This window comes from Culicoidibacter larvae (assembly GCF_005771635.1).
Taxonomy (GTDB): Bacteria; Bacillota_I; Bacilli_A; order Culicoidibacterales; family Culicoidibacteraceae; genus Culicoidibacter; species Culicoidibacter larvae.
In genome coordinates this window covers 204,398-222,742 of the sequence record NZ_VBWP01000004.1, presented here as the reverse complement: position 1 = coordinate 222,742, position 18,345 = coordinate 204,398, and the positions used below count along the sequence as shown (strand labels likewise).

General features: G+C 39.1%; 15 protein-coding genes and 2 riboswitches. All 15 genes read left to right on the top strand.

Going from position 1 to position 18,345, the window contains the following annotated elements; translation table 11 throughout:
* The coding region (infB, locus tag FEZ08_RS06480) for a translation initiation factor IF-2 (protein ID WP_138190898.1) at positions 1-2,205 on the top strand (2,205 nt) is incomplete at its 5' end.
* A gap of 15 nt (positions 2,206-2,220) precedes the next feature.
* Entirely contained in the window at positions 2,221-2,562 is a 342-nt protein-coding gene (rbfA, locus tag FEZ08_RS06475) for a 30S ribosome-binding factor RbfA (RefSeq protein ID WP_138190897.1), read from the top strand.
* Positions 2,563-2,623: 61 nt separating this feature from the next.
* Positions 2,624-3,388, top strand: coding sequence for a TIGR01457 family HAD-type hydrolase (locus FEZ08_RS06470; protein ID WP_138190896.1), 765 nt, complete (start codon positions 2,624-2,626; stop codon positions 3,386-3,388).
* A gap of 45 nt (positions 3,389-3,433) precedes the next feature.
* Positions 3,434-3,829 (top strand): large conductance mechanosensitive channel protein MscL, encoded by a 396-nt coding sequence (mscL, locus tag FEZ08_RS06465; RefSeq protein WP_138190895.1) that lies wholly within the window; start codon positions 3,434-3,436, stop codon positions 3,827-3,829.
* 127 nt (positions 3,830-3,956) lie between these two features.
* Positions 3,957-5,099 carry a tRNA guanosine(34) transglycosylase Tgt gene (gene tgt, locus FEZ08_RS06460; protein ID WP_138190894.1) on the top strand — a complete coding sequence of 381 codons (1,143 nt, stop codon included), beginning with the start codon at positions 3,957-3,959 and terminating at the stop codon, positions 5,097-5,099.
* Between the two features lie 35 nt (positions 5,100-5,134).
* On the top strand, positions 5,135-5,422 hold the full coding sequence (yajC, locus tag FEZ08_RS06455) for a preprotein translocase subunit YajC (protein ID WP_138190893.1): 288 nt from the start codon (positions 5,135-5,137) through the stop codon (positions 5,420-5,422).
* A 25-nt stretch (positions 5,423-5,447) separates the two neighbouring features.
* Entirely contained in the window at positions 5,448-5,732 is a 285-nt protein-coding gene (locus FEZ08_RS06450) for a post-transcriptional regulator (RefSeq protein WP_171014970.1), read from the top strand.
* A 63-nt stretch (positions 5,733-5,795) separates the two neighbouring features.
* Entirely contained in the window at positions 5,796-8,006 is a 2,211-nt protein-coding gene (gene recJ / locus FEZ08_RS06445; RefSeq protein WP_138190891.1) for a single-stranded-DNA-specific exonuclease RecJ, read from the top strand.
* A 4-nt stretch (positions 8,007-8,010) separates the two neighbouring features.
* On the top strand, positions 8,011-8,523 hold the full coding sequence (locus FEZ08_RS06440; protein ID WP_138190890.1) for an adenine phosphoribosyltransferase: 513 nt from the start codon (positions 8,011-8,013) through the stop codon (positions 8,521-8,523).
* Positions 8,524-8,548: 25 nt separating this feature from the next.
* A complete protein-coding gene (locus tag FEZ08_RS06435; RefSeq protein WP_138190889.1) occupies positions 8,549-10,756 on the top strand; it encodes a RelA/SpoT family protein in 2,208 nt (735 codons plus the stop codon).
* A gap of 18 nt (positions 10,757-10,774) precedes the next feature.
* Entirely contained in the window at positions 10,775-11,221 is a 447-nt protein-coding gene (gene dtd / locus FEZ08_RS06430) for a D-aminoacyl-tRNA deacylase (RefSeq protein ID WP_138190888.1), read from the top strand.
* Positions 11,222-11,232: 11 nt separating this feature from the next.
* Entirely contained in the window at positions 11,233-12,513 is a 1,281-nt protein-coding gene (gene hisS / locus FEZ08_RS06425; RefSeq protein ID WP_138190887.1) for a histidine--tRNA ligase, read from the top strand.
* 53 nt (positions 12,514-12,566) lie between these two features.
* A riboswitch (purine riboswitch) is annotated at positions 12,567-12,668 on the top strand.
* 174 nt (positions 12,669-12,842) lie between these two features.
* The gene (gene purE / locus FEZ08_RS06420; RefSeq protein WP_138190886.1) at positions 12,843-13,334 is read left to right on the top strand and encodes a 5-(carboxyamino)imidazole ribonucleotide mutase; all 492 of its coding nucleotides are present in this window, start codon (positions 12,843-12,845) and stop codon (positions 13,332-13,334) included.
* Between the two features lie 9 nt (positions 13,335-13,343).
* Positions 13,344-14,468 carry a 5-(carboxyamino)imidazole ribonucleotide synthase gene (gene purK, locus FEZ08_RS06415; protein ID WP_138190885.1) on the top strand — a complete coding sequence of 375 codons (1,125 nt, stop codon included), beginning with the start codon at positions 13,344-13,346 and terminating at the stop codon, positions 14,466-14,468.
* Positions 14,458-14,559, top strand: a riboswitch (purine riboswitch). (Overlaps the previous gene by 11 nt.)
* Positions 14,560-14,625: 66 nt before the next feature.
* Positions 14,626-18,342, top strand: coding sequence for a phosphoribosylformylglycinamidine synthase (locus tag FEZ08_RS06410; protein WP_138190884.1), 3,717 nt, complete (start codon positions 14,626-14,628; stop codon positions 18,340-18,342).
* Positions 18,343-18,345: the final 3 nt, after the last annotated feature.

Genomic DNA, 18,345 nt, shown 5'->3' with positions numbered 1-18,345 from the left:
GATGGTGGAAATCGTCAAGGTGGCGGGTACCAAGGAAACCGTGACGGTGGAAATCGTCAAGGTGGCGGGTACCAAGGAAACCGCGATGGTGGGAATCGTCAAGGTGGCGGGTACCAAGGAAACCGCGATGGTGGGAATCGTCAAGGTGGTGGATATCAAGGAAACCGTGATGGTGGCAATCGCCAACAAAGCGGTGGCTTTAACAATAATAATCGCAAACTTGAAAAACAGATTAGTGAGATTAAGAGTGATAGCCCAGCTCAAGCTGAAAACCGGTCACGAATTAAAGTTGAAGAAAAAAATCGTGTAACGGCTTTAGCAGAGAGTGAAGAGAAAAAATCTAAAAAAGTTCTTAAGGAAGAACAACGCCGTGAGCAATTACGTATTCAAGAAGAAGCACGTAAAGAAGAACGACGTCGTCAGGAAGCAATTCGTGCTAACCAAGGACCAAAAGTAGTTAAGTATACTGATAGTTTGACTGTTGGTGAATTATCGCAAAAACTTGGAGTGCCGGTTGCTGAAATTATCAAATACCTTTTAGGGCTTGGAATTTTGGCTACTATTAACCATGATTTAGATGCGGATGCAATCGAATTAATTGCGTCTGAATATGATGCTGAAGTAGAACGTGAAGAAACAGTTGATGAATCTGACTTGGATTTATTCTTTGAAGATGAAGAAGATGATTCTGAACAAGAATTAGTGACACGTCCACCGGTTGTTACTATTATGGGACACGTTGACCATGGTAAAACGACATTGCTTGATGCAATTCGTGATGCTCGTGTTGTTGAAGGTGAGTTTGGTGGAATTACTCAGCATATTGGTGCTTATCAAGTTGCTCATAATGGTAAGGAAATTACCTTCTTAGATACTCCGGGACATGAGGCATTTACTTCAATGCGTGCCCGCGGTGCAGAAGTAACTGATATTGCTATTATTGTTGTTGCTGCTGATGATGGTGTTATGCCACAAACAAAAGAAGCGGTAGAACATGCTTTAGCTGCGAATGTACCAATTATCGTGGCTGTAAACAAAATGGATAAACCAGGTGCTGATCCGACGCGGGTTATGCAAGGTTTAACTGAGCTTGGTTTACAACCTGAAGAGTGGGGCGGAAGCACCATTTATGTTAAGATTTCAGCTAAAAAGCGTGAAGGTATTGATGACTTGCTGGAAATGATTCAGTTAGTTGCTGAGCTTCATGACTATAAAGCTAATAAAAACCGTCGTGCAATAGGTACAGTTATTGAAGCTCGTCTTGATAAAGGGCGCGGTTCGGTAGCAACATTGCTGGTACAATCCGGAACTTTAAATATCGGGGATCCAATTGTTGTTGGTGATACATATGGACGGGTTCGTACTATGGAAAATGATTTAGGCAAGCGAATCAAAACTGCAGGACCATCAACTCCAATTGAGTTAACTGGTTTAGTTGGGGTTCCGAGTGCCGGAGATAAATTTGTAGTATTTGAATCTGAGAAAAAAGCCCGCCAAATTGGTGAGCAACGAGCAACACAACAGATTACCGAACAACGTCGTAAATCTTCAGCGATGAGTCTTGAAGATTTAAATCGTCAAATTGTTGAAGGTGAAGTTAAAGAAATAAATGTAATTGTTAAAGCTGATGTACAAGGTTCTGCTGAGGCGGTAGCAGCTTCTCTGGCTAAAATTGACATTGATGGAGTTCGTGTGAAAATTGTACGTTCTGCTGTTGGTGCAATCACTGAGTCGGATGTATTACTGGCAGTTGCCTCAAATGCTATTATTTATGGCTTTAACGTTCGACCAGATGCGAACACGCGTGCTGCAGCTGAGCGTGAGGGTGTAGAAATTCGTCTGCATACAATCATCTATAAAGCGATTGAAGAGATGGAAGCAGCTATGACAGGTATGTTGGATCCTGAGTTTGAAGAAGTAGTCATTGGTCAAATTGAAGTTCGTGAGACTTTCAAAGTATCAAAAATTGGTACTATTGCCGGTGGTTATGTAACTGATGGACTCGTAAAACGTGATAGTCAAGTTCGTTTGATTCGTGAAGGTATCATCATCTATGATGGTTCACTTGGATCATTGAAACGTTTCCAAAATGATGCTAAAGAAGTCTCGGCAGGATATGAATGTGGTTTAACAATTGAAAACTACAACGATATTAAAGCTGGCGATGTTATTGAAGCATATGAAATGCAAGAAATAAAAAAATAAAAGCAGGTGGAAAAAATGAGTACAGTTAAACATGAACGCCTGGAAGCACAAATACAAAAAGCGCTAAGTGAAATTATTATGCGTGAAGTAAAAGATCCTAATGTTGGTTTTGTAACAATTACTGAAGTGGAGCTAACTAGAGATTTGTCATTTTTGAAAGTATATATTCACTTTCTTGGTGCTGATAATCGTGAATCTGCCGGGTTGAAATCGTTAGATAAAGCTAAAGGCTTTATCCGTACTGAACTAGGTAAAAAAGTCAGTATGCGCAAATTGCCGGAAATTAGTTTCCACATTGATGAATCAATGGAATATGGTCAGCATATTGAAGATTTACTCGGATCTTTAAAGAAATAAATTGAAGGCTTCTATACGCTTCGTATAGAAGCCTTCTTGCTTTTGAAAGGAAAAAAATGTGATGTATAAAACTTATTTATTTGATTTAGATGGTACGGTTTTTACAGGTAATGAACCGATTTCAGCGGCAATTGCTTATCTTCAGCGCTTGGCGGATACTAATGTTCCGTATTATTTTATCACCAATAATTCAACGAAAACACCAGATAGTGTTGTTGAAAAGTTGCGAGGTATGGGTGTTGCAGTTGATGTGTCCCAAGTTGTTACCAGTGCGATTGCAACAGCAGGTTATGTTGCTGTTAATTATCCAAATGCTAAAGTATTTGCAATTGGTGAGCAAGGATTGTTTGAGGCGCTTAAGCAAGCAAATGTTTGTGTAGTTGATAATGGTGATGCAGATTTGGTTGTTGCCGGGTTGGATAGTGGTTTTGATTATAAGAAGCTGGCTATTGCACAACAGGCGATTTTAAATGGTGCGGTATTTATTGGTACCAATGGGGATGTTAAGTTGCCGCATGAGCATGGTTTTCTGCCTGGTGCTGGAGCGATATTGGCGGCAATTGCAACGGCGAGTGGTGCGGAGCCGTTTGTTATTGGTAAGCCAATGCGACCGATTTTGGAATATGTTTTTGAGCGCTTTGATTTAGATAAAGTTTCGACCGTCTTAGTTGGTGATAATTATGATACTGATATTTTGGGCGGTATTCAATTTGGTATTGATACGATTTTTGTTGAAACCGGCGTTCATAAGCAGGAGTATGTTTTCAGCTTCGAGCAGCGACCAACATATATTTTGACATCATTGGATGATGCTGATTCGTTGTAATAATCATTTTTTTTGATATAATGAATATCGATAGGAGTTGAAAGTATGAAATCTTTTTGGAGTGATTTTAAAGAATTCTTGATGCGTGGCAGCGTATTGGATTTAGCTGTTGGGGTTGTTATTGGAGCAGCGTTCACCGCAATTGTTAATTCATTGGTAAATGATATCATTATGCCGGTTGTGAGTATTTTTATCGGTAAAGATTCATTTAAATCATTGACAGTAACAATTAATAATGCAGTAATTCCATATGGTAACTTTATTCAAGCTGTAGTTAACTTCTTGATTATTGCATTCGTTGTTTTCTTGTTCCTGCGGGTACTGGTTAAGGCTCAATCGCTACGTAAGAAGAAAGAAGAAGCTGTTGAAGAGCAGCATGAAGAAACGCAAGAAAAATTATTGGCTGAAATTCGTGATTTACTTGCAAAACAGAGTAAATAAGCTGGAAAGCACGGTTAAACTTGATTTGACTGTGCTTTTGTTTTTTTATAAAAATAATTAGAGTAAAAGCTATGATTTATAGGACCGAAATGATATAATGAGTATTGTACATTTTGGAGGGAAATAAATGAGCGCAATTCGTTATGAATTATTACATACATGCAAGCAAACTGGTGCGAGACTAGGGCGTTTACATACACCGCATGGGGTTATTGAAACACCGATTTTTATGCCGGTTGGGACATTAGCAACGGTTAAAACTTTGTCACCTGAAGAGTTGAAAGAGATGGGTGCTCAGATTATTTTGAGTAATACTTATCATTTACATATTCGTCCGGGGGATGATATTGTTCATGAGGCTGGCGGATTACATAAGTTTATGAATTGGGATCGCCCGATTTTAACTGATTCCGGTGGATTTCAAGTCTTTAGTCTTGGTGATTTGCGAAAGATTGAAGAAGATGGGGTTTATTTCCGTAATCATTTAAATGGCAGTAAGATGTTTATTTCTCCGGAAGTTGCAATGCAGATTCAAAACAATCTTGGTTCGGATATTATGATGTCTTTTGATGAGTGTATTTCTTTACCTGCCGAATATGAGTATGTGAAGCAATCAGTTGCCAGAACCAGTCGTTGGGCTGAGCGAGGCTTAAGGGCACATAAAAATCCTGATACTCAAGCATTGTTTGGTATTGTACAGGGTGGCGGTTATCTTGATTTACGTGAGCAGAGTGCTCGTGATTTAATGAGTTTGGACTTTCCTGGTTACTCAATTGGCGGTTTATCAGTTGGTGAGCCTAAAGAAGAGATGTATCGGGTTATTGAACATTTAAATCCGATTTTGCCGGCAAATAAGCCAAGATACTTGATGGGTGTTGGTTCACCAGATGCTTTGATAGAAGGTGCTATTCGCGGCGTTGATATGTTTGACTGTGTACTATCTACAAGGATTGCCAGAAACGGAACGGCAATGACCAGTCAGGGCCGGGTAGTTATCAAGAATGCGCAATATGCGCGTGACTTTGGTCCGCTTGATGAGCAGTGTGACTGTTATACTTGTAAAAACTATTCGCGAGCGTATATTCGTCATTTAGTGAAGTGTGATGAGACTTTCGGATTACGTTTGACAAGTTATCATAATACATATTTTTTATTAAATCTTATGAAGCAAGTGCGTCAAGCTATTGCTGAAGATCGGCTTGGAGATTTCCGCGATGAATTCTTCGCCGCATATTACGAAAAAGACAAAATGCGCGAACGCGGATTTTAAAAATTATTTGATATAACTTTAGGAGGTTATTTTTTATGCAAGGTTCAGAATTACTTATTTATGGTGTGCTAATTGTTGGTATGATTGCGGTTATGTATTTTTTAATTATTCGTCCGCAACGGAAACAAGAAAAAGAACATCAATCACTTTTGGGTCAAATTAAAAAAGGTGACAAGGTGGTTACTACTGCAGGTATGCACGGTATCGTTGAAAAAATGGATGATTTTACTATTGATATTCGTTTTGCCAGCGGTGCGGTTATTAAGTTTGATAAGAGCGCAATTGCCCGTTTACAATCAGAACCGGAAGAGCAAGCAAAATAGTTTTATATGAAACGGGGTCATTGTCGTGAGTGATAAAGAGTTTGATAATTTGTATCAACAGGTTCAATTTGCTGTTGAATGCAAAGCTCAGGAATTTAGACAAAATGGATACCGAGATGTTTCTTCAAATGATGTTTGGGGATGCTTAACAACGGTATACTGGCGTCATAAGCCAACATTGATGCTGCATCAGGCAGTATCAGATATTTTTGGTTTAAGCCAGAAAGAAATTATTGATTATTTGCAGTTACAAACGTTTAAACAACCAAAAGCTAATCTTTCGGATGTTTTTGCGCAAATTATTGAGTAATGAGAAGGCCGCACTTGTAAGAGTATTTCGAGTGTGGTTTTTTCCTTTAAAGGTGGTGCATCGATGCTTGAATCGAGAATGAAATGGCAGATGCCAGATGAAGAGATAAATGAGGAAGTAAGAAAGATTGCTAAGAAGTGGAAACTTCCGGAATGGGTTGCTAATCTTATTTCTGGACGCGGATATCACAGCGAAGCCGAGATCCAGCAATTCTTACATCCTAGTATTGATCAATTGCATGATCCGACACTATTTGATGTTATGAGTGATGTTAAGCAGTCGATAGCACTTGCTATTGAGGCTGGAGCACATATTCGTATCGTTGGTGATTATGATGCTGATGGTATTTGTTCAACAACAATTTTATATATGGCTATTGATGAACTAGGCGGTTTTGTTGATTATGTTATTCCAAATCGTTTTGTTGATGGTTATGGTATGAATACAGCAATTGTTGAAGCCGCGCATAATGAACAGGTAGACATGTTAATTACCGTTGATAATGGCATAGGCGCATTAGATGCTGTTGCTTTGGCAAAAAGTTATGGCATGCAAGTGATTGTAACAGATCACCATACTATTGGTGAACAATTGCCGGCTGCTGATTTTATTTTGCATCCAGAACTTGGCAACTATCCATTTAAGCCATTGTGTGGCGCTGGTGTTGCCCTGAAATTGGCTCAGTCGTTACTTGAATTACCGGAGCCGTGCACATCTATGCTGGCATTGGCCGCTATTGCTACAGTTGCAGATATTATGCCTTTGGTTGATGAAAATCGGGCAATTGTTACTTTAGGAATGGCAGCATTACAAGCTGGAACAATTCCGGCTGTGAAAATGTTGATGAAGATTGCAGGAGCAAGTTCAGTTGATAGTCAAACGCTTGGCTTTATTATTGGACCACGGCTCAATGCGCTAGGACGTATTGAGGATGCTGCGCCGGCAGTAGATTTTATGTTATCTCAAGATAATGATGAGTTGCAGCAATTCGCTGAGCATATGGAAGCAATTAATACTGAACGGAAAAGTATTCAAACTAAAATTCATAATCAGGCTTTAGCACAAATTACCGCTGATACTTACTTTGATGAGCAATCATTTATTGTTTTATATCAAAGTGATTGGCATGAGGGTATTTTAGGTATTGTTGCCAGTAAACTTATGCATGAATTTGGTAAACCGGTTGTTTTATTATGCGATAGTGAGGAACCTGGTATTATTAAGGGCTCAGCCAGAAGTTTTGATACTATTTCAATTTATGATAGTTTTTCAGCAGCTAGTGATTTATTAGAGAAATTTGGCGGTCATACTAATGCCGGCGGGCTTTCATTAAAAAAAGAGAATCTACCGTTATTTATTGAAAGACTTAATCTGTTCTTTATTGAACAAGACTATCCAAGACAACAAGAATTAAGGATAGACGTTGTTGGTAATATTAGCGATTTTACTCCTGATACAATCAGTATGTTGAGTTTGCTTGAGCCTTTTGGTAATGGGAATGAGCAACCGATTGTTGCCTTGTTGAATCAAAAAGTAAAATCGATGAGTCAAATTGGTCAACAAAAAGATCATTTGAAGATTATGTTGACTGGAAATAAAGAACAACTTGATGTGGTTGGCTTTGGCTTTGGACATTATTTGAGTAAGATAAGTCCAAATAGTTTAATTGATGTTGTTGGAACAATTGGTATTAATGAATGGAATCAATCAAGACGTGCACAACTTATGCTAAAAGATATTCGGATTGAAGATATTCAAGTTTTTGATTTCCGTAGCAAGAAAAATAATGGTGTGAATCGTAAAGATTGGAGCAAGGATGCTTTAGAGATTGCTGATTATCCCGAGAGTATTGATGAGTTGCGGGCAAGGATTGACGCAAGTCAAGCCAGCAACTTCTATATTACTGTCACTGACCAAGATGATTCATTTTTTGATGCTCAATTTGAACATAAAATTTTTAAGCAATCTTATGCAATTATTTATCATATAAAAAGCTTCTCACTGGATGATCGGGAAGTACTGAAAATATTTGAGCAGCACCGGATAAATAGTTCGATGTTAACGGTTATTTTACAGGTGTTTTTTGAACTTGAATTTGTTATAATTAAGGATAGAGATGTTTTTTATAATGAGAATAACCAAAAACGACAGCTTTCTGAATCACCTGCGTATAACATGTTTATTGAGCAGCGGAAAGTTAAGGAGTTATTATCGTATAGCCCGGCAGGGGATTTATACCAATTTATAAAGACAATTAAGAAAGAGGTTAAGTAAATATATGGATTTAAAAAATTATATTGCAGATGTGGAAGATTTTCCAAAAAAAGGCATTTTATTCCGTGACATTACACCACTTATGAACGATGGCAAAGCTTTTGCTTATGCAACTAATGAGTTTGTAAATTTTGCTAAGCAAGTTGATGCCGAGATTGTTGTTGGACCAGAAGCCCGTGGCTTTATTTTTGGTTGTCCAGTTGCTACGACACTAAATATTGGTTTTGCTCCTGTGCGTAAGCCAGGAAAATTGCCGCGTGAAGTTATTACGGCGGAGTATGATTTAGAGTATGGTTCTAATACTTTATGTATGCATCGTGATGCAATTGCCCCAGGACAACGGGTTTTGATTGTTGATGACTTATTGGCGACCGGTGGAACTGTTGAGGCGACTATTGATTTAGTTGAACAACTTGGCGGTATCGTTGTCGGGTTAGCTTTCTTAATTGAATTAACTGATTTAAATGGACGAGATAAATTAAATGGATATGAGACACTGACGTTAATGCAGTACTAATTGAGAGGGAAAGGAGGGGGTCTTGATGCCAAATGAGAAGATTTACCAATATGAGGATGTTCTTCGCGAAGTAAAAAAATACATTACTAAAGAAGAAGATTTAGCATTTATACATCGCGCATATGAAGTGGCCCGTGATGCTCACAGTGAGCAGAAACGAAAATCAGGACTTCCTTACATTATTCATCCAATTCATGTCGCTTACATTCTAGCAACCTTACGAACTGGTCCGCAAACTCTTGCGGCCGGTTTTCTACATGATGTTGTTGAAGATACACCGTTAACCAGTGATGATTTACGTGAAGAGTTTGGTGATGAGGTAGTAAGTCTGGTAGAAGGGGTTACTAAGTTAGAAAAACTGCAATATAACAGTGACAAAACGCCAACATCAAATGAAAATTACCAGAAGTTAATTTTGGCAATGGTCGGTGATGTTCGGGTTATTATTATCAAACTTGCCGATCGTTTGCATAATATGCGGACAATTCATGGTTTGAAGCCAGACCGGGCACAAGTTATCGCTCGCGATACCATGGATATTTTAGCTCCGATTGCTCACCGTTTAGGGATGTTCAAACTTAAATCTGAACTTGAGGATTTATCGTTTAAGGTTTTAGATCCGAAATCATATCAAGAGGTTGTCAGCTTTATTGAAAAGAGTACACGTGATCGCCAGGAAGCGCTGGATAAGATGATGGTATCAATTGGTTCTGAACTCGGCGAACATAAGATTGCTTATGAAATGAAGGGCCGGGTAAAGAATGTTTATAGTATTTACAAAAAAGTAACTTCAAAAAATAAAGATTATAATGAAATTTTTGACTTACTGGCAATCCGGATTTTAACGGATACAGTGCCGGCATGTTATGCAACTCTAGGTTATATTCATAAACTATTTACTCCAATTCCAAAACGAATTAAAGACTATATTGCTGTACCAAAACCCAATATGTATCAATCATTGCATACCACGGTAATTGGTTTTGATGGAAATATTTTTGAAGTTCAAATTCGTACCCATGAAATGGATTATATTGCTGAAATGGGGGTTGCCGCTCACTGGGCATATAAGGAAAATAGAACGATTTCCTCGGCTCAAGAGCAGCAGGAAATCATGGATCAATTGAAATTGTTCCGCGATATTCAGGAAGTAGCTAATACCAGTGATGAAGACGAGGGCGATGCTGAAAACTTTATTGATACCGTAAAACACGATGTGTTTTCCGCTAATATTTATGTTTTCACACCGCTGGGTGATGTCTATGATTTGCCGATGGGTGCCAATGCCATCGATTTTGCATATAAAATCCATACTCAAGTTGGTAATAAGATGACTGGTGCTAAAGTTAATAACCGGATTGTACCGTTGTCGTATGAATTGCAAACCGGTGATATTGTTGAAATATTGACTTCCCCGCAAGCTAAGCCCTCGGAGGCGTGGTTGCGGATAGTTAAGACCAGTCATGCGCGCTCAAAAATTCGTTCTTATTTCAAGAAAGATCGTCGTGATGAGAATATTGCTAAAGGTAAGCAGTTAATTGATAAGGAGATTCAGTCACGCGGTGAGGAACCTAGTGATGTTTTAGCTTTGCCTGAGGCAAAAGATATGCTTGATCGTTTTACGTTTAATAGTATTGATGATATGTTGATTGCGGTCGGCAGCGGAAGTATTACTGCCCGGGTTGTGGTCAATCGTATTTTGGGTCCGGTGACAGCTGAAAAAGATAAAGCTCCAATTGATAATGAAGATGTTGAAGCTGTAGAGACTAAGAAAATTCAAAAGCAGAGTAAAAATATTGTTGAGATTTCTGGTGCTGATAACGTTAAGATTACTTTGGCAAACTGTTGTGCACCGATTCCAGGAGATCCTATTGTTGGCTATATTTCTAAAGGTAAAGGAATTATTGTTCACCGCCAGGATTGCCCATCAATTAAGTCATTAAATAATCGCTTCATTGATGTTTATTGGGCTGAGGATTATAACAAAACAAAGCATCAAGTGTATTTACGGGTATTTTCATTTGATCGTTCTGGATTATTGAGTGAGCTTATCAACTCATTGTATCAAGCTGGAACTGATATTGTAGATATTAAATCTACTGTCAATAATACTGATAATACGGTGACAACTAATTTGGTCGTTACTGCCTATGATACGGAAAATCTTGAAAAGATAAAGGTAAATATTAATAAAGTGAGTGGCGTTTATGAGATTGATCGGGTCATTCGTTAGAGAGGATGGCGGTAAGTAATGCGGGTTGTTATTCAACGGGTTAAGTGTGCTTCGGTAACTATTGATAACCAAATACATGGTGAAATTGATAATGGTTTTGTGCTGTTGGTCGGCATAACGGAAACAGATACTTTTGATGTTGTAGAGAAAGTGGCTAATAAGATCGCTGGATTACGTGTTTTTGATGATGGCGATGGTAAGATGAATTTAAATATTCATCAGATTAGTGGCAAGATTCTCTCGATATCGCAATTTACTTTGTATGGTGATTGCAAAAAAGGAAACCGACCTTCATTTACAAAGGCTGCTCATCCTGATATTGCCAAGCCATTGTATGAACATTTGAATGCAGTTTTGGTTAATCATGAGATACCTGTTGCAACCGGTATTTTTGGTGCCGAGATGGCAATTGACTTGATTAATGATGGACCGGTAACTATTATTTTAGATTCAGAACAATTATAAGGAGGACAAATATGAGTATTATTCAAAAACCACGGGGAACCCAGGATTTTCTTCCTGAGGCAACTCGTATCTGGCAGTATGTCGAATCAACTTTAAGAAATGCAGCGAAGTATTATAATTATCATGAGATACGCACGCCAATGTTTGAATCTTATGATTTATTTGAGCGTGGTGTTGGTGATACAACAGATATCGTTTCTAAAGAAATGTATGATTTCTATGATAAAGGTGATCGCCATATAGCATTGCGAGCTGAGGGAACTGCACCGGTTATTCGTTCTTATATTGAGAATAAATTATTTGGACAACCAGACTTACAAAAATTATATTATATTATGCCTAATTTCCGCTATGAGCGTGCGAAGGCTGGGCGTTTTCGTCAGCATCACCAGTTTGGGGTTGAAGCATTAGGTGCTGCTAATCCGGCGTTAGATGCTGAAGTAATTAGTTTTGCCTATCAAATCTATCAACAATTCGGGTTACGCAATATTGAGATATTGTTGAACTCAATTGGTAATACTGCTTCACGTTTAGCATACCGTCAGGCATTGCAAGATCATTTCCGTCCGGTATTATCAGAATTATGTGCGGATTGCCAAGTGCGTTTTGATAAGAATCCATTACGTATTTTAGATTGTAAAGCTGACCATACGCATCCTAGCATGAATACGGCACCAAGTATTGCCGATTATTATGATGAAGCATCTAAGCAGTATTTTGAGCAGGTCTGCGCCTATTTAGATGCTTTAGAAGTTCCTTATACACTTGATGATCGTCTGGTGCGCGGATTGGATTACTATCAACATACCGTTTTTGAAATTGTTTTGAACAGCACAAGTGAGAAAGGACTAAATGTATCACTTGCTGGTGGTGGTCGTTATGATGGATTAACGGAGATGCTTGGAGGACCACAAACAAGTGGTATTGGTTTCGGAATGGGCTTAGAGCGATTAATTTTATCGCTGGAAAGTGAAAATGTTGTTATTCCGTTGAAGGATACTTTAGATGTTTTTGTTATGCCTATGGATAGCAGTGCAAATATTGCTGCAGTTACTTTGCTTCAACAGTTGCGTGAGAATAATTTACAGGCAGATATGGATTATCAGTCGCGCGGGTTAAAGACGCAATTTAAAGCGGCTGAGCGTGCAAATGCGAAGTTTGCGGTAATAATTGGTGAGTCTGAATTAAGCAGCGGTAAGTTCGAAGTGAAGGATTTACGTAACCGCAGTCAGGAAGCGGTTGCAAGCGATGAGATAGCTTCATATATTTACGAACGCACTGAAGAAATTTAAAACAGGGGCTTGTATTAGCCCCTTGCTTATGCTATATTATAGGCGTAAACAGAATTAAATATTAGAAAATGAGTCGTATAAGTGCAGTAATAAGGTCTGCACGTTTCTACCTATCTACCGTAAATTGATTGGCTATGGCGCATAATTAAACTCCAAGCTTTTGTAAAAGAGCTGTTTTGGGTATTTGTGCCATCAATAAAAGGAGTTTTTTATTTTGTTCGTAAAACTGAAGCAATATGCAAAACTGAATATTTATAAACTACGCTATTCAACGGGGCTGTGCGCCTTCATCGAATGGCGTTTTTTGTTGTTTTTAGGAGGTAATACTAATGCGTAAACTAGTAAGTGTTGTCATGGGCAGCCAGTCTGACCTAGCAACTATGGAAGTTGTTGAGGCGATTTTTCAAGAATTTGCAATTGAGTATGAAATGAAAATTGTGTCAGCTCATAGAACACCAGAATACATGATTGAGTATGCAAAGACAGCAAAAAATAATAATATTGCAGTTATTATTGCCGGTGCCGGTGGTGCCGCACATCTACCGGGGATGATTGCATCAATGACAACAATTCCGGTTATTGGTGTACCAGTGCAATCGCGAGCGTTAAATGGGCTCGACTCATTACTTTCAATTGTGCAAATGCCAGCCGGGGTTCCGGTTGCAACGATGGCTATAGGTCAAGCCGGTGCAAAAAATGCTGCACTGCTTGCTGCACGAATTCTGGCACTTGAAGATGAAGAATTAAACAGACGATTATCGGCGAAGGCGGATGCGACAGCTCGGGATGTGCTGGAAGATAGCGTAATTAAATCGGTTTAGGAGGCAAAAATGGAAGTGATTTTACCTGGTAGTGTGATTGGCATAATTGGTGGTGGTCAGTTAGCACAAATGTTAACGACGGCAGCAAAGACAATGGGATATTTAGTAAAGATTTATGATCAAGATGAAGACGCTCCGGCTTTTACATTTGCTGATGGTTTTGTTATAGGGAGTTTTGATGATTTGGATTTGCTTCGAGACTTTGCTAAGCAAACTGATGTGCTATTATATGAATTTGAAAATATTGATGTTGCAACCTTAGAAGTTTTGGTTGGCGAAGGATATTGTTTGCCACAAGGAACAGAGGTACTTACCAATACGCAAAATCGTTTAGCCGAAAAACAATTTATTGAGCAAAATAGTGTGGCTAAGGTGGCAGAATACCAAGCAGTTAATACCAGCGCAGAGTTACTGCTTGCACTTGATAACATTGGCATGCCAGCAGTCTTAAAAACCTGTAATGGCGGATATGATGGAAAAGGGCAGCAAGTAATAAAGAGTGCGGATGATATTATCTTGGCTGAAAAGTTGCTAAAACACCAATGTGTTTTAGAAAAGTTTGTAACATTTAGAGATGAGTACTCAATGATTGTTGTTCGTGATAGTAATGGTGAGGTAAGCTTTTTCCCGCCAGCAAAAAATATCCATTACAATAATATTTTATCGCAATCATGGGCTGATTCAGATTCGCTAGATGTGAAACTTATTGCGCAGATGGAAGAGATTGCCGCGCAATTGGTTGAAGCGTTTGCAACTGTAGGACCACTAGCAATTGAATTTTTTGTTAGCGATGATGAGTTATTAGTTAATGAATTAGCACCGCGACCACATAATTCAGGGCACTATACTATTGAAGGATGCCAGACTTCGCAGTTTGAGCAACATATTCGCGCTGCACTCCGGTTGCCGCTCGGCGCAACAACTCTTGTTGCACCGACGGTGATGATTAATTTACTCGGTCAGCATATGGTGAAGTTTATGGAATATTTGCCGAGGCTTTCTAAGCAAGCACATGTTCATTTATATGGTAAAAAAGCTATAAGAACGAATCGTAAAATGGGGCATGTTACTTTTATAGATTATGATAATGTTGAAGTAGAGCATTTCCTGCAATCAGTTATTGATATTAATTAAATAGAATATATGTATATCATTGGCGATATGGGCCAATAGTTTCTAGCTGTTAACCGTAAATAAACAGGCTACATAAAAATCATGATTTTTTGATGATGTTTTTTATCACAGCCACGTTTAATAAGCGGCTGTGATTTTTTTATAAAGGATGTTGAGAATGAATACCAGAATATTTGTTGAGAAGAAACCAATGTTTGCTACGGCAAGCCATGCATTAATGGATGAATTAAATCAAAATCTTGAGCTAAATATTGCATCATTACGAATTATTCAGATTTATGATGTGTTTCATATTGAAGCACGATTGTTGAATCAAGCAATTAAAACTGTGTTTTCTGAAGCAGCTACTGATGTTGTTTTGGAAGATGTTAAACTTGAAGGCCAAAATTATTTTTGCATTGAACCATTGCCAGGGCAATTTGATCAGCGAGCCGATTCAGCCAGAATGGCGGTTTCATTATTAGGTGATGCTGATGATGTAATTATATTGAGTGGGGTATTGTATATCTTTGACCAACAGATTACAGCTGTAGATATGACACGGATTCAACAATATTGTTTGAATCCGGTAGAGTCACGATTGAAAGATATGCTGGCACCATTAGTGTTTGATGATAAGGTGAGCATTAAACCAGTTATGAATATTAATGGATTTATGGAAATGACTCGTGCTGATTTGGAAGCATTGCTTGCAGAAATGAATTTGGCGATGACGCTTGCGGATATTCAACATATTCAGGAATATTTTATAAAGACTGAGCAGCGTAATCCAACTGAAACGGAAATACGAGTACTTGATACCTACTGGTCGGATCATTGCCGACATACTACTTTTGAAACAATCTTGACCGATATTGATTTTAGTGAATCGGCATTTAATGGTGAGCTTCAGCGTGTTTTTGATCAATATCTTGATCTGCGTACCCAATTGGGCAAAGTTGAATCAGCAATAACCTTAATGGATATGGCAACGGTATTTGGGAAATATCAACGCTTTAGCGGTGCCCTTAATGATCTTGAGGTGAGCGATGAAATAAATGCCTGCAGTGTAGAAATTACCGTAGATGTTGCGGGTGTTAAAGAGCCATGGCTTTTAATGTTTAAAAATGAAACCCATAATCATCCTACTGAAATTGAACCGTTTGGCGGTGCTTCGACATGTATTGGCGGGGCAATCCGTGATCCGCTTTCCGGGCGTTCATATGTTTATCAAGCGATGCGTATTACCGGTTCAGCAGATATTCGTGAATCTGTTGCTGATACTATGAACGGAAAATTGCCACAAAGACTTATCAGTAAAGGAGCAACTGCCGGGTATAGTTCATATGGCAATCAAATTGGTTTGGCAACAACATATGTAAAAGAAATATATGATGAAGGATATCGTGCCAAACATATGGAAGTTGGTGCCGTTGTTGGTGCTGTTCCAAAAGCACATGTGCGTCGTGAGCAGCCTGTTGCCGGAGATATTGTTCTAGTTATTGGCGGCCGGACCGGTCGCGATGGTATTGGCGGAGCAACTGGTTCATCGAAAGCGCATGATGAAGCAAGTGTGGCAACGAGCGGTAGCGAGGTGCAGAAAGGGAATGCGCCCGAGGAACGGAAGCTACAACGCTTTTTCCGTAGTGAATCGGTGTCACTATTAATTAAGAAGTGCAATGATTTTGGTGCTGGTGGTGTAAGTGTAGCGATTGGCGAACTTGCTGACGGTTTAGAAATCAATTTAGATAGTTTGCCGGTAAAATATGCCGGACTGAACGGTACTGAATTGGCACTTTCAGAGTCGCAGGAACGAATGGCAGTCGTCGTTGCGGCAAAAGACCAGAAGCAGTTTGAAGCGCTTGCCAGGTTAGAGAATATTGAAGTGACGAAAGCTGCGATAGTGACGGATGATAATTATTTGACGATGCTTTGGCAGGGAAAAAAGATTGTATCTTTATCGCGTGCTTTTCTTGATACCAATGGTGCAGCTCAGTTTGCTAAGGTGAAAGTTGAATCTCCGCAGGACCAAGGTCCTTTTGCGAAAGTCATTGATCAAAAAGAAAGCTTATCATCGCTTTGGGATATGCAGTTAGCGGATATTAATATGGCTTCACAAAAAGGTATGGTGAGCCAGTTTGATGCCAGTATTGGCCGCAGCACAGTGTTTATGCCATATGGTGGTCAGTTGCAGCGTACACCAACACAAAGTTCGGTGCAGAAATTGCCGGTTTTAAATGGTGTGACTACTACGGTAAGTTGTTTGGCTTATGGTTTTGATCCGCAGATAAGCAGCTGGTCGCCATTTCATGGTGCCAGTTATGCAGTGATTGATTCAGTAGCAAAACTAGTGGCTACCGGTGGAAGTTGGCAGCAAACACGGTTTTCGTTTCAGGAATATTTTGAGCGTTTAGGCAATGAAGCTGTTCGTTGGGGTAAGCCGTTTGCGGCACTGCTTGGAGCATTAGATGCTCAAATGCAGTTTGGCTTGCCGGCAATTGGCGGTAAGGATAGTATGAGTGGCAGCTATCAAGATATTGATGTGCCACCAACGCTCATCTCATTTGCGGTGACGACTTCAAATACCGAACAAGTTTGTTCACCAGAGTTCAAATCAGTTGGCTCATATGTCTATTGGCTACCACATAATCGTTTAGCTCATGACATGCCGGATTATTCGCAATTGAAAGCACATTTTGAATATATAGAACGAGCTCATCAGCAGAAACAATTATTGGCATGTTCAGCAGTTGGCTGTGGCGGTGTAGCACATGCGCTAGCAGAAATGAGTTTTGGAAATAATATAGGTGTTCATTTAAAAGATATTACTAAAGAACAGTTATTTGCTGTTGACTTTGGCGGCTTCGTACTTGAAAGTAAAGAGGCTTTGAAGCATCGGGATTTGCAGTTAATTGGCAGTACGATTGCTGAAAATTTTGTTTTTGCTGATGAAGTAATCAGAATTGAACATTTGTATCAACGTTATTGTGCGCCGCTGAATGAAGTATATCCGCAGACTTTGAAAGTTGAGAATACTGTTTTAGAAGCTATTCCTTATGCTGAGAAGAATATTCAGTTTAAGGCAAAAACAAATATGGGAAAACCGCGAGTTTACTTGCCGGTTTTCCCGGGTACGAACTGTGAGTATGATGGTGCGAGGGCGTTTAATGTCGCCGGAGCGAAGACCAGTATTGTTCCATTTACTAATTTAACCCCGGAAATGATTGATACATCAATTAAAACTATGGTTAGTGAACTTGAACAGTCGCAGATTTTATTGCTGAGCGGTGGTTTTTCGGCTGGCGATGAGCCTGATGGCAGTGCTAAGTTTATTGTTAATATATTGCTTAATGAGGCAGTTCGTGAGGCAGTGAACAAGTTTCTTGAGCGCGATGGTTTGATTTTAGGTATTTGCAATGGCTTCCAAGCGTTAGTGAAGTCCGGATTATTGCCAAATGCTGAATTAGGTTTTGTCAATGAGCAGAGTCCAACATTATTTAGAAATACAGTAAATCGACATATTTCGCAGATGGTTCAGACTAAAATTATCTCTAATAATTCGCCGTGGTTGCAGACATTAGAACCCGGCAGTGTTCACAATATTGCTGTTTCTCATGGTGAGGGGCGTTTTGTTGCTAATGATGATGTGCTTGAAAAATTGATTGCTCAAGGTCAGATTGCAACTCAATATGTTGATTTAGCCGGAAATGCAACTATGGATCCAGAATATAATCCTAATGGATCGATGTTAGCTATTGAAGGGCTTATTAGTCCGGATGGCAAAATCTTCGGTAAGATGGGCCATAGCGAGCGTTATGAATCAGGATTAATGAAAAATATCAGTGGTGAGAAAGAACAGTCTATTTTCACTAATGGTGTCCAGTACTTTTTATAAAAA